Source organism: Candidatus Poribacteria bacterium (assembly GCA_028820845.1).
Taxonomy (GTDB): domain Bacteria; phylum Poribacteria; class WGA-4E; order WGA-4E; family WGA-3G; genus WGA-3G.
Genome location: JAPPII010000033.1, coordinates 96,571 through 109,751 on the forward strand (window position 1 = coordinate 96,571; position 13,181 = coordinate 109,751).

Genomic DNA, 13,181 nt, shown 5'->3' on the forward strand with positions numbered 1-13,181 from the left:
CATCTGCTCTTAATCTCATATTAGTTACACTCGTCTGTTCCATACTTTCGTGCGATTCATTTGAGTATGGCAGTTTACTTTTCCGGGTCTTACGCAAAATGGAGTTCCGCGTCACTGAAATATCGGCAGTCTATCCGGCACACCTGAATAGATACGATGTGTTGGTCTTGATAGACCTTAAAAAGTCGCCTACTGAAACAGAGATTCAAGAGATTCAAAGTTTCGTCAATACTGGTGGCACTTTAATCGTGGCGGGTGATAATCAGGTGTTAGATGGACTTTTCTCAGCGTACGGTTTGGAGCTGCGAAGATTACCGAGGCGATTGGAATTCTCACAGCGGATTCCAGATGAACCGTTCTTTCCGCAGTATCCTGTTAATGAGATTCGCACCTCCACGGATTTTGCGATTGAACCTTTCGCGCGCGAAGTGGCAAAACTTTACGGAACAGAGAACGGTGCTGTGGTTGTCACACTACAGGACGGAGGGGGACGCGCCTTCTTTATCGCTTCTGCGTATCTATTTCGTAAAGATGGACTGCGGTATGATGGGAACAGTACACTCCTCTATAATCTCATGTCCACGCTGCCACGTAAAGCACGGATTGGACTCGCTGAGAAGAGATACTATACGGTCGATTCAAAACCGCTGGACCCATTTACGGCACTTGTATTTAATACGACAGTTGGTTTAGGAGCAGTCTACATTTTTCTCGTGCTCTTCGTTTTCTTGGTGCTGCGCGGACGACGGTTTGGAAGGCCCTTGGATGTCCACGATCGCAGTAGACGTTTGAGTGCCGAGTACGTCCACGCTATGACGGCGCTCTATCAAAAAGGAAACACGCGCAAAGAAATTTTAAGGCACATTCGCGACAAATTTAGGGCAAATCTTGGGAACCGTTGGCGGGTCAATCCGACTTTGGATACGCCGACTTTTTTGGAGGAATTGGCGCAGCGTGGTTTTGTTGATGCCGACGAGCAACTCACCAATCTGATAACCGACTTGGAACCCTCTGGCGATATATCAGAGACAGAACTGCTTGACATCGCCCAGCGAGTTGAAGCATACTGTGAGACCGCGAACATCGGCAAGACGAAATGGGCTGCCCGTATTGGCTAAATTACATTTCTTTTTCGTGAGGCATCCAGTCTCACTGCAGTGAAAAAGGTACGCAAATATATGACGAATCTCGTTCAAACCGTTTTTGAAGAAATGAAGCAGGAGGCGCGAAAAGTTATTGTTGGACAAACGGAACTCTTTGAGTTGATTGTTGTCAGCCTATTTTCAGGTGGACATGTCCTGTTAGAGGGTGTCCCGGGGACAGCGAAAACGCTTGTGGCAAAAACTTTGGCGATGATAGTCTCTGGGGAATTCAGCCGCGTCCAGTTTACGCCTGACCTAATGCCTTCTGATATTGTCGGGACCAGCGTCTACGACTTGACAACGAACCAATTTAACCTCAAGCGCGGTCCCGTCTTCACGAACATACTCCTCGCCGATGAAATCAATCGCGCACCTGCGAAAACGCAATCCGCACTCTTAGAATGTATGGAGGAACGACAGGTCAGCATTGATGGTGTCCGTCATGAACTCCCACCGCCGTTTATGGTCTTGGCAACGCAAAACCCTGTTGAGTATGAGGGAACCTACCCGCTTCCCGAAGCACAACTCGACCGGTTTCTGTTCAAATTACGCGTGGATTATCCTGTTCGAGAAGTGGAAACGCAAATTTTGATGAATTATCATCATGGATTTGATGCCACGCGTTTGGAGACGGTAGGGATCGAGAGTGTGATTGACAACACCTTGCTACAAGCTTGTCAAACGGCGATTCAGGCGGTCACGGTGGAGGATTCAATTTTCAAGTATATCGTCGATTTAGCAGATGCATCGCGTACGTCGAGTGAGTTGATTTTAGGTGGAAGTCCCCGCGCCTCAATTGCGCTTTTACTGGCAAGTAAAACCTACGCTGCACTTCACGGACGGGATTATATTCTGCCTGACGATGTTAAGTTCTTAGCACCGCATGTCTATCGGCACCGGATACTTCTGAAGCCGGACGCTGAAATTGAGGGATTGACTGCAGATGACGTTATCGATCGGCTCCTCGCCGAGGCAGAAATTCCACGCTAAAAAAGATGCATTTAAGCAAACGTCTCCTCATCTTCCTACTCCCACTCACTGTTCCGATTGCACTTAGCAGCCTTGCCCCGAGCCTGTTATTCGTCGGTGGCGCGTATGTGGTGCTGATCCTCGCTGTCGGTACTATAGATTACGTAACCAATCCAGTGTGGACGAGAGTTGAGGCGCGTCGCGAGATGAATTCCAAATTTTCACTGGGTGTGGAAAACGTCGTGACGCTGAAGATTGCCAATCGTTCACGTTACCGGCTAAATATCCGTCTCAAAGACGATTTCCCTGACGAGTTTCTATTCGAGGAAACGGTTCACGATTGTCAGATTTTACCGGGGCAGGATGTGGATATATCGTATCGCCTCACACCGTTGCGACGTGGAATTTATCGGTTTGCGGATATCCATCTGCGGTGTACTGGGGTCTTGGGACTGGTCGTCCGCCAACGACGTGTAGCAGCATCAGCGGAAGTGAAGGTTTATCCGAACCTACAAGCCGTCCGGCAATATGAACTCTTAGTGAAGCGTGGAATGCTTCATCAGATTGGGCTTAAAAATTCACGGCGGTTCGGAGAAGGCACAGAGATGGAACGGCTCCGCGAGTATTCACCAGATGATGACTTTCGCCGTATGGATTGGAAAGCCACTGCCCGGCATCGAAAACCGATTGTTCGGGAATTTGAAACCGAACGAAGTCAAGAGATCGTCGTTATGTTAGATACTGGGAGACTGATGGCATCACCTATCCTTTTGGAAACATTGCCACAGTCCACTGCAGAATCGACACAAAAGGCGATGCTGAAACTGGATTACGCCATTAATACAACGCTGATGACCACTTATGTCGCAACACTCAAAGGGGATAAGGTTGGGTTAATCGCTTTTGCGGATACCGTTCATCAGTACCTTGCCCCGAAGCCGGGTAAACGACAGTTTCTCACGATGTTGGAGACGGTCTATGCCCTTCCTGTTCACCCGGTTGAACCGGATTTTGGGACAGCATTCAAGTATCTCGCTTCAAAACAGCGGAAACGTGCTCTCGTCATCCTTTTTACGGACATCTTAGATAAAGATTCTGCCGAGGGAGTCGCTACCTATATAACACAACTCTCTAAGCATCATCTCGTTGCGTGCGTAACCTTGACGGATTCGGGTATTGTTGAATTGGCTGAACAGAAATTTACGGATTCCAAGTCGGTTTATCAGAAAGCAATTGCTGAGCGATTGTTGCAAGAGAAACAGGCAACATTGGAAATTTTGAGGCGACAAGGGGTCATCACAATTGATGTTCCAGCACATCAATTGACAATGGCGGTCGTGAATAAGTATTTGGAACTTAAGGCGCAGTCCAAGATTTGAACGTTAGTGTCAGGAACTAACGCTTTTTCATGAACTGCGCTCAGAATCTTAGCGTTCTGGACGTGCCGGAACTCCAGTTTCTGCGGATTCGTAGATGAGATCCATCAACTCGGATTGGATAATCCCGTTCATCGGACTCGTACGGGGTTCTGCTCTACCTAAAACTGCGTCAATGAAGTTATCGTCAGGCGAACCTGCGGACATATCGTCCGTAATTGGCGGTGGGTCTAATGCTTCGTTGCCTTCCCAGACGCGGATCCAACCGCCACCCCAACCGTCAACCTCAATTCTACCGTTCTCAAACACAAACGCAGTATGTGTCCCACCTGGACTTGGGCAATTGCCACTCACTGCCATCGCAGCGAGAACACCGCTCTCAAACTTGACGTTAATGGAGGAATTGATGTCCACCTCACGGTCTTGGTTATCTGTGTAAGCGTAGACTTCAGCGACTTTCGATTCGACTGCCCAGCAGAGGCTATTCAGAAGGTGTGCGCCGCTATCATAAGCCTGTCCACCGCCAGAGAGTTTCGGGTTCTGCCGCCACGTCCCTGTCGTGCCACCCTTCCAGCCTTGTGTAATGTAGCCGATGACCAATTCCAGTTTGCCAAACGCTCCGCTACGGATAATCTCACGCGTATAATAAAAATTCGGCGTGCATGGCGTATTGTAACCGATCGTGAGGGTTAACCCCGTCTCTTCCACCTTCTCTGCGAGGGTGTACGCATCTTTAGATGAGGTGACCATCGGTTTTTCCATCAAGACGTGGCAACCGGCTTCAAGTGCCTGCATGCCTTGTTCAAAATGGAGTGTGTGCGGCGTAGAGATAACCACAGCGTCCGGTGAAGTCTCTTTCAGCATACCACCGATGTCGTCATAAGCACCGGGGCGTGGACTGAGGTCGGACAGGTTCCGATCAATATAACCGTTCGCGATGTCTGTATTCACATCGCAGGTGCCGACGATTTGCACGTCGGGGTTCGCATTCATTCTTCTGGCGTGGCCCGAAGAGTTTCCACCACATCCAATCATGGCAAGTCGAATTTTCGCCACTATGTTTCTCCTTTATTTTTTCTGCTCCCAACCTTAAACGATTGGGCTTTCAAACTTAAACTTCGATAAATCGGCAACGCGAATCGCACCGTCACCGAACACACGCGTAAACGCGTGGCCGCGATTCGACTGCGTTTCACCATGCATGTAACAGACGCTGAACGCCCGCCGCGGAATATCTGTATCGTTCGTCCCGGAACTGTGGAGCATCCAATTGTGGAGTAAAACCACCTCACCGGCTTTCAATTCCATCGGCTCCGGTGTTGCCTTCGCGACGATGTCGTCAATGTGTTCCTGCGTCAAAAAACCGGATCCATTTTCAGGATTGATAAGCCTCTTGTGGGACTGTGGAATGATATGGACACAGCCGTTCTCAATCGTTGCGGGATCCAAAGCGGTATAGATAGTAATCTGCGGGTCGCGGTCGAGGTCTGTCCATCTATCTTGATGCCATGTGAGCTGCGTGCCTTCGTGTGCCGGTTTATTCATAAACATTGCCCGGAAACAGGCAACAGGCGTGTCATCTCCATAAATCTTCGCGCAGACCTCTTGGAAAATCGGTTTCTGGAGATATTCCAAAAAAATCGGATCTAATTCGAGATTCTGGATTTTCCGATACAGCAACGTCGGTCCCTTATGCCCTTTAGACTGCGGTCCCGGTGAGTTTTTTCCGGGTTCTCGGTCGAGTTGCATCATGATCTGGTCATAGTCGAGGGGTGCCTTACCGAGCATGATGTCATCCATCTGCTGCTGGAGTTGTGCGAGTTCAGCATCCGTTGCGACTTGTCCGATGTGCACGTAGCCGTATTCCCAGAAATGTTCCCACTGTTCGTCTGATATATGGTGTGCCATGCTGTGCCTCCGAGTTGTGAGCATGTCGCGCTTTTAACTGATTGTTGACGGCTGACTGCCAATTGCTATAGTATAACATATATTTTAAGAAGTATAAAAGGAAATTGCAAACAGTTTTCAGTTCACCCATTTCGTCACTTTCAGTCTTCAGTTAAAGATAGGTTTGTCGTATTCAAAATGCCCGTTCCTATCACAAGCGATTAACTAACAACCAACAACTATTAAAAAATAATGCAACCTTTTGAAACCTAAGTTACGTCACTACTATCAATGGATGTTAAATTTCAACCAAATTGCTACTTGCGAACCAAACCGAGCTTTCCTTCTAAAGGAGAAAACCATGCGCTTTCTAATGATTAACCTAATTCTCGTTTGTTTGTTACTGTTCGGCATCGGTTACCTTGCTTTCAGCGATATTGAAATCGAAGCCGGACTTGAATCGGACCCGTCCCTACACGTTCACCATCTGGAGAACACGCCTTGGAAAGCGTCTTTTGAAACATTGGAAAGTCGCGAGCACAGCTCGCTCCTACAAGAAGAGGTTTAAACAAAATAACGAAATTATTGGAAAACTAAATGCCTCTATGACTCTGGAGGAGGATTGCAATGGAACAGAACGATGCTGAACTGATTCAACGGATATTACAAGGAGACCAAGACGCGCTCGATCCCTTAGTTAGGAAATATCAGAAAGGGGTTCACGCGTTGGTGTGGCGGAAGATTGGCGATTTTCACATCGCACAAGAGATAACGCAAGACGCTTTTCTCAATGCCTATCGGAAACTCAGGACCTTGAAAAACCCGAACCAATTCGCAGGGTGGCTTTACGTCATCGCAGCGAACTTATGTCGTGATTGGCTCCGAAGGAAACGTTTACCGATGGAATCCTTAGATACCGAAGATGCCAATAATACGAGTGAGGTGGACAAAGTGTCATATTCCAAATATCTGGCAGAAAAACAAGAAACCGATGCCGATGAAACGCGTCGTGAGATTGTCAAGGAGCTCCTCCAAAAACTACCCGAAAGTGAACGTACGGTGATGACCCTCCACTACCTCGGCGAGATGACAATTAAAGCCATTAGCGAGTTCTTGGGGGTTTCCCAGAATACCGTTAAAAGCAGACTCAGTCGCGCACGGAACCGTTTGCGGAAAGAGGAAGATGTCATCCAGCAGCACCTCGGCAGCTTCCAACTCCCGGAGCAATTGACAGAGAACATCTTACGCGAAGCCGCGCGGATCACACCTATTGCCCCGCCCTCAAGTAAACCGATGCTCCCGTGGGTGATTTCCGCTGCCTCAGCCGTTTTGATCTTCATATTCGCGGGCGTTGGTACGCAATATCTCTCCCGTTTCCAGAAACCCTATAATCTCAACGCGACCTCGGAACCGACGGTTCAGATTATTGATGCTGTTTTTATCTATGACTCTCCGGCGAAACCCGCGATACGGAATCAACCGGGAAGTTCGGTTGCACCGGGAAAAGGTCTGGGCGCAGGGCAGAAACCCGAAGAATCCCTTGTTGCTACGTTACCCATCGATACAACAGATGTTTCGATGCCGAAACCGCAATGGACCCAAGCCAAGGGGCCTGAAGGTGCCGCAATCAACCGCCTCTTCGCAGCCGCCAATGGCGATCTTTACGCCAGAACGGACACTGATCTCTATAGATTGGCAGACGACGGGAGCCAATGGCAACTCGTCAATGCTGACCTGTCCACTAATAGATCCTGGCATATAACAGAGCATAATAACCGCCTTTATGCTGTCTCTGATACAGAAATTCTCACTTCAATAGATAGGGGTGAGACGTGGGATGTGCTGGCGACACGTCCGGAAGGCGCGTTGGTTGACCTCGTAATGACAGATGAAGTGTTTTACTTAGGACTCGCTGATGGCATATACCGTTCTGCCGATGCCGGTGAATCGTGGGTCGCTGTGAACAACGAGAATCTGATAGGGAAGCAGATTCAAGCAATCACTGCTATTGAAAATAGTGTGTTTATCGGGACTGATGATGGCCTCTATCGCCATAATTCGGGGGGCTGGGAACAATTACTGGTAGGCGAGGTTTCTAAGAATATCCGAGCATTGGCGAGTGCTGAACACCGGATCTACGCTGCCGTAGGTGCTGCGGTTAAGAATCAGAGCGTTTCGAGCACCATGTCAATGTCAGTCCGGGGAGCAGATGACCACTCTCTGTTCCTTTATCGCTCAACGGATTTAGGGGATTCGTGGCAGGCATTAGAAGATTTTATGGAAACAATGACTGCGGACAGTGTGGAAGCAGCCACTTCAGACACTTCGGGGCCAGTTAAAGTCACAATTAGGATGCCGTCTAACAGCCCAGAAACGGAAGGAACCACGGAGCTTAAAATGGTAGCCCTACAAGAAAGCCTTTGGGTCGTAGACAGCGCGGATAGTTATTACTCAAATGACTCAGGTGAAACTTGGGTTACCTGGAAGCCAGATACCTCAGATGTAGGCGTTGTTTCCACGGTTGTGCCTTTAGATGCAAGGACACTCTATAAGAGCGGATCGTCTGGGATTTATCGCACGACCGACGCAGGTAAAACATGGCATCAATTTAACACTGGATTGGTAAAAACGACCGTGCTGAATTTAGTTTTCACGCATAAGGGGCTCTATGCCAACACGGGACGCGTGCTTGTTACCTCTTATGATGGTGGGGAATCGTGGGCACCGGTTCCGGGGGCCTCCACGACCCTCACGAGTCTTGCGAAATTCAACGACGCTATCTACGCCAGAGGCCGCAGCGGAATGTCGCCGCAACTTTTCCTGCTATCTGCTGAAGACAACGAAGTAATCCCTGTGCCCGGAATGCCGATTTTGACACCACAAAGGGATGAGGAAATTAAGAACGCGCTTTTGGAAGCGGTTCCAGATGACGAGAAGAAAAACGCTGAAGAACAGACGAAGTTAAACCTCAAAGATTTGGATATAGAGGACTACAATGAAGTCATAGCGGATAGCATAGAGAAGTTTTTGCGATCCCTCTTCGGGAGTTTCGCCGTCAGCGGCTCTACTTACTATATGGAATGTGAAGGCAAACTCTTCAGATGGAAACTCGGCGCGACGGAATGGGTTGATACCGGACTCGTAGATACAGGTCCGTCAATTGACTCTTTTAACAGTCTCGCTGGTTACGCTGTTATCCACGCCAACCTCGCTGTTTCAGGGAAAACCGTCTACGTCGGTAAACGAGATGGGCACCTCTTCCAGTCCTTTGATGAAGGAGAGACGTGGAACGATGTTACTGCGGACCTGCCATTCCCCCTTGCGTCTTTTAAGGCACTCGCTTTTGCTGGATCCACTATCTATGTGGCAACTGACAAAGGGGTTGCATTTTCAAGCGATGGTACCCACTGGCACTCGGCAACCGATCTGGGAGGCACACCCATCGTTATAGAAAGATTTGCGGTGGATGGGACAAGGCTATATGGAACCAGTGAGCAACGGGTGTATCAATTGAATGAGAGTTCTGGGATATGGCAACAGGTTGCGCCAGAAATTCCAATGCCTATTACCTCGCTTACTGTTGATGGTAACATGCTTTATGTCGGTACCGATGGCAGCGGTGTACTACGTTTCACGCTTGATAAATCCGAATAAAAAACCTGAAGTATACCAACAATCTAAGGAGATTTAAAAAATGAAAAAAATAATTGAACGATCCAAACCGATTGTAGCGCAAACTGTTAGTTTGCGTCGCAGCTTGCACAAACTCATGGAACGGACGTTGCTGTTAGCAGTTTTATCCACAGCAGTCGGCTTGGCACTACCACTCCACGCCGACACACGCCAGCTCCTCTTTGATGAAAATGCGATTAAAGACCCTGGCAGTTTGGTTGTGAAACTCCAAGACACGCGTGCAACAGTATCCGAATTTATTGCCTCCCAATTGTCCGAAGATATGCAGTGGATATTACTCGGATACGATGGGGCAAGTGAACCAACGCCTCAACAGCAGAAGGTACTGCTTGCCGATTTGAACCGGCTGCTTGAGGCGGGACCTCTCTACGATGCACAATTGTTCGCGAATATTGAGCTTAGTGAACAGACACAAACACTCGTCGCGCAAAACCCGCAAAGTGGGGAGGCATTGGTGCGTCTAAACCGTTTGCTCCTATCAGATGCCTATCCTTATGAATTAGCCTCGCCTTCAGAGCCGCAACCGTATCCGCATTCTGCAGGAATTCAGACATGCCGAGAAAATTTGAGGCAGATAAAAATGGCACTGGATAACTATCGAGCTTCCAACGCCGATGCAGATCCACAGTGGCTTTCCGAACTTGCGCCACAGTATCTGGAGAAGGCATGTCTCCTTTGCCCGGCAGATCCGACAGCGGGAACTCCCGGCGTTCTCACTGAAGATGCGTCGGACCCGATCCTTCCGTGCAGTTACCTCTACGAGGTTCGACCTTCTGAAAAAGACGGGCAACACATGCTACAGACACAGGAAGGTGATATGACTCCGATCGTTCGGTGTGAACACCACCGTCTCAACCTAAGTGTCGGTGGAAAACTCTATCGCAACGGTCCGCAAAGAGACATCTATAATAGCAATAAGATGGGGTTCTCCGTGCTCGCTGACGCGCTGCGGGACCTACGCAAACAACACGGTGAGGCACTTTTCAAGACCCAAAAAGGTAGAGAGAGCCTCAAACAAGCGATTGAAGAATTGGTCCTCAAACAATTCGTACCCCAACTGCTGAGTGCTTTGGATGGTGAGATTTACACGCAACTTGAAGCACAACTCGGAAAAGGCATCCTCGAGACGCCAACGGGGATGGATATACTCAGACAGGCAATGCCACAAGTCAGACATCAGATTAAGGAACAAGTCCAGTCGGAACTTGAAACACGACTTGGAGTTGAGTTCTTTAAGACAGAAGAAGGGAAAGATATACTTCAACAGCTATCGGTGTTGATGTTGCCTGAAGGCACAAACTAAACGAAGCTTAAGAATTTAATTCGGTAATATTCCAACGTCTGGACGCCTGAACTTGTTCGGGACAGTACACACAATCCCAAACAAGTTTGGGCATCCGCCAAGAGTGATGAAAAATTATCTTAGTAAAATTAAAAAAACAGAGGAGAAATTGCCATGTTAATGACATTGATTCAAAAAGAGATAATGCATCATATTTTGAGCGTCCGGTTCGTCGCGCTCCTGCTGATGTGTGTTTTGCTCATCCCACTGACCCTCTCTATCAACTATCGTAGGTATAACCAGAACCTCGTCGACTATCAGGAATCTGTGAAGCGGACACAGACAGAAGCGAAAGAAAATCCACCGAATGCACAGGATCCAAACACAGAAGTTTCTAAGTTTTTCCTCAAACCCACGCCTCTGAGCGTCTTCGCAAGCGGTTTAGAGGAAGCACTCCCGACCTACCTTGGAATGACGCGTAACGGCGTGCGGCAAGGTTCAGCAGGCGTTTCGCAGGCATCCGTGGCGTATGCACTCGGAAACCTCGATTTTCTATTCATTGTCGGGACTGTTTTCAGTCTACTCGCGCTGCTGTTTACGTGTGATGCGGTTGCCGGAGAGAGAGAGGCAGGAACGCTTCGGGTAAACCTGTCAAATCCGCTTCCGCGAGATGTGTTTTTGTGGAGCAAACTCATCGGTGGATACATTGTGTTTGTCGTTCCGTTCTTGGTATCTTTCCTCTTAGGGTTACTCCTGATCGTCGGGCAAGGGTTTCCGCTGGGTGCGCCCAAAGTTGCGCTGTCAGTGTTGGGTCTGACGCTTATTTCGTTACTCTATATCGCTGTGTTTTTTGCGATAGGCGTAGCGATTTCGACCTATCTGGATAACGCCAAGACGGCGTTGATTATCGCTTTTACGTTTTGGGTGTTTGCCGTACTGATTGCACCCCGCGGCGCGTTTGTCGTCGCGAAGCTCGTCTCACCGACTCGGACCCAGCAGGCTGTTTATATGGAAAAAAACGCGCTTCGCAACAATCTGAATAAAGATAAGGAAGAGCAGCTCAGTGAAAAAATGGCACTGGCTTTCAGCAGCGGTGGGGATAGCATCAGTATTAACACGGGTGACCCAGAGACGCAAAAAAAGTTGGATAAGCTCAGAGGCCCAATTGATGAACAGTTTCGACTGGAGTTCCAGGATCGATCGGGTAAGATTGATAGGGACTATCAACGCGAGAAAGAACGGCAAGAGCAGGTTGGTGAGATGCTTTCTCGGATTGCACCAACTGCCTCACTCACCTATTTTGCAATGAATCTGACACAGACAGGGAAATTAAAAAGGGACACCTACTTTCAAACGGGTGAGCGATATTACGACCGACTTGAGGGTTCGTATTTCAGCGAAATTTCAGATGACGCACTTGCGCAGATTATGCAAATTGCGAATCGGATGAATACTCCTTCTGAATCCGAGACAGATAAAATCCTGCCGCTCCCAACCTTGACAGAGCCTTCTTTATCGGATACACTGCGTCGTTCTGCGATAGATGTCCTCTTGCTCGGTTTCTTCGCGTTGGCGTTCACGACAGTGGCGTTTCTGAAGTTCTTTCGATCTGATATTTAAGGCATTACTGTTCTATCCAATTTCAAATTGGATAGAACACCGTTTGTAGTAGGGCAATTCATTGCCCGTTTGGGACGTGCGATAAATCGCCCTACTACGAACTAACCCTTAAATTCAAAACGGATAAACACTGTATTGTCCCTGATGGAGGTATCACTATGAAACTCATTTGTTCTACACTTAGCGCGCTACTAATTTTTGGTAGCCTTCCTGCCGCGCTGGCAGTGACCCCAGCGACTGCCAAAATCGTGTTTGCATCAAATCGCGACGGCAACTCCGAAATTTACATCATGAATCCAGATGGATCGGAGCAGGTAAATTTAACGCAGCATGGTGCCCCTGATTATGACCCCGTCTGGTCGCCTACGGGTGAGGAAATCCTTTTTGTCTCCGAGCGAGATGGCGTACGGGACCTCTATCTGATGAAGGCTGATGGCACGCAGGTGCGTAAGGTATTCCGAAAGTCAGTAGGTAGAGAGCACCCAACTTGGTCACCTGATGGCGAACAGATTGCCTATCACCGATTCAACAAATTGACTATTTACGTTAGCTCCATAGACGGGAAAAACGAGGAGGAACTTACAAGTGGTTTGTGGCCCACATGGTCCCCCGATGGTTCTGAGATAGCTTTCGTTGGGGATGAAGCGTTTGCCGTTGGTGTGAATGGTATCCTTAATGCCGCAAACCCCAGGATTCAGATTATCAATCTGCGAACCAACGTGGAAGACGATCCTTTTTTAGCGAAAAACCTAATGTTTAATCCCGCTTGGGCACCCAATAGCACTCAGATAGCCTTTTCTTGGATAGACTTGGATGCTATTCCTGTAGAGGATCTCATAGCAGGTGAAGATGCGGCGGATACCGAGGCTGTCTACCTTGCGAATCGGGATGGTAGTGGACTCAAGCGGATTGTTGATGCGAAAACGTCCGATCCTGTCTGGGCACCGCATGCGGATGAGTTCGTTTATGTGAGGTGGGACCGTGGTAAAAGACAACTCTTCAAAATCGCCTTAGGCGAGGATCTTCCGATACAACTCACACGCCGGGGTGATAACTATAGTGCCGATTGGTTTGATCCGGCATTTGCCTTACCGGTCTCACCGCAGCCACATCTCTTGACGACGGTATGGGGTAAACTCAAAATACGAAACTAATGTTTAATAGGACTTACGCAGCGTTAAATTTGAGTGAGGGTGATTTGAGTTGCTGGCA

Annotated in this window: 10 protein-coding genes; 8 read left to right on the forward strand and 2 right to left on the reverse strand. The window is 48.5% G+C overall.

Going from position 1 to position 13,181, the window contains the following annotated elements; translation table 11 throughout:
- The first annotated feature begins 98 nt into the window (after positions 1–98).
- From OXN25_08435 to OXN25_08445, 3 genes are read left to right on the forward strand one after another with little or no spacing between them, the layout of a single operon-like run.
- On the forward strand, positions 99–1,118 hold the full coding sequence (locus OXN25_08435) for a hypothetical protein (GenBank protein MDE0424879.1): 1,020 nt from the start codon (positions 99–101) through the stop codon (positions 1,116–1,118).
- Between the two features lie 60 nt (positions 1,119–1,178).
- The gene (locus OXN25_08440) at positions 1,179–2,132 is read left to right on the forward strand and encodes a MoxR family ATPase (protein MDE0424880.1); all 954 of its coding nucleotides are present in this window, start codon (positions 1,179–1,181) and stop codon (positions 2,130–2,132) included.
- A gap of 5 nt (positions 2,133–2,137) precedes the next feature.
- Positions 2,138–3,490 carry a DUF58 domain-containing protein gene (locus tag OXN25_08445; GenBank protein MDE0424881.1) on the forward strand — a complete coding sequence of 451 codons (1,353 nt, stop codon included), beginning with the start codon at positions 2,138–2,140 and terminating at the stop codon, positions 3,488–3,490.
- A 48-nt stretch (positions 3,491–3,538) separates the two neighbouring features.
- Here the strand turns inward: OXN25_08445 and OXN25_08450 are convergent, their stop codons facing one another.
- Both OXN25_08450 and OXN25_08455 read right to left on the reverse strand, forming a co-directional pair.
- Positions 3,539–4,543 (reverse strand): Gfo/Idh/MocA family oxidoreductase, encoded by a 1,005-nt coding sequence (locus OXN25_08450; GenBank protein MDE0424882.1) that lies wholly within the window; start codon positions 4,541–4,543, stop codon positions 3,539–3,541.
- A 33-nt stretch (positions 4,544–4,576) separates the two neighbouring features.
- On the reverse strand, positions 4,577–5,395 hold the full coding sequence (locus OXN25_08455) for a phytanoyl-CoA dioxygenase family protein (GenBank protein ID MDE0424883.1): 819 nt from the start codon (positions 5,393–5,395) through the stop codon (positions 4,577–4,579).
- A gap of 340 nt (positions 5,396–5,735) precedes the next feature.
- On the opposite strand from OXN25_08455, the gene OXN25_08460 reads away from it, so the two are divergent.
- The 5 genes from OXN25_08460 (at position 5,736) to OXN25_08480 (ending at position 13,123) form a co-directional block, all read left to right on the forward strand.
- Positions 5,736–5,942: a hypothetical protein gene (locus tag OXN25_08460; protein ID MDE0424884.1), complete on the forward strand. Its 207-nt coding sequence runs from the start codon at positions 5,736–5,738 to the stop codon at positions 5,940–5,942.
- A 59-nt stretch (positions 5,943–6,001) separates the two neighbouring features.
- On the forward strand, positions 6,002–9,028 hold the full coding sequence (locus OXN25_08465) for a sigma-70 family RNA polymerase sigma factor (GenBank protein MDE0424885.1): 3,027 nt from the start codon (positions 6,002–6,004) through the stop codon (positions 9,026–9,028).
- A 40-nt stretch (positions 9,029–9,068) separates the two neighbouring features.
- Positions 9,069–10,370 carry a hypothetical protein gene (locus tag OXN25_08470; GenBank protein MDE0424886.1) on the forward strand — a complete coding sequence of 434 codons (1,302 nt, stop codon included), beginning with the start codon at positions 9,069–9,071 and terminating at the stop codon, positions 10,368–10,370.
- Between the two features lie 153 nt (positions 10,371–10,523).
- Positions 10,524–11,969, forward strand: coding sequence for an ABC transporter permease (locus OXN25_08475; protein MDE0424887.1), 1,446 nt, complete (start codon positions 10,524–10,526; stop codon positions 11,967–11,969).
- A 158-nt stretch (positions 11,970–12,127) separates the two neighbouring features.
- Positions 12,128–13,123, forward strand: a complete 996-nt coding sequence (locus OXN25_08480; GenBank protein MDE0424888.1) for a hypothetical protein — start codon at positions 12,128–12,130, stop codon at positions 13,121–13,123.
- Positions 13,124–13,181 lie beyond the last annotated feature (58 nt).

Bases quoted from the DNA above. Each gene is read 5' to 3' on its own strand.
- OXN25_08435 (MDE0424879.1), top strand. From the start codon at position 99: ATGGAGTTCCGCGTCACTGAAATATCGGCAGTCTATCCGGCACACCTG.
- OXN25_08440 (MDE0424880.1), top strand. From the start codon at position 1,179: ATGACGAATCTCGTTCAAACCGTTTTTGAAGAAATGAAGCAGGAGGCG.
- OXN25_08445 (MDE0424881.1), top strand. From the start codon at position 2,138: ATGCATTTAAGCAAACGTCTCCTCATCTTCCTACTCCCACTCACTGTT.
- OXN25_08455 (MDE0424883.1), bottom strand. From the start codon at position 5,395: ATGGCACACCATATATCAGACGAACAGTGGGAACATTTCTGGGAATAC.
- OXN25_08460 (MDE0424884.1), top strand. From the start codon at position 5,736: ATGCGCTTTCTAATGATTAACCTAATTCTCGTTTGTTTGTTACTGTTC.
- OXN25_08465 (MDE0424885.1), top strand. From the start codon at position 6,002: ATGGAACAGAACGATGCTGAACTGATTCAACGGATATTACAAGGAGAC.
- OXN25_08470 (MDE0424886.1), top strand. From the start codon at position 9,069: ATGAAAAAAATAATTGAACGATCCAAACCGATTGTAGCGCAAACTGTT.
- OXN25_08475 (MDE0424887.1), top strand. From the start codon at position 10,524: ATGTTAATGACATTGATTCAAAAAGAGATAATGCATCATATTTTGAGC.
- OXN25_08480 (MDE0424888.1), top strand. From the start codon at position 12,128: ATGAAACTCATTTGTTCTACACTTAGCGCGCTACTAATTTTTGGTAGC.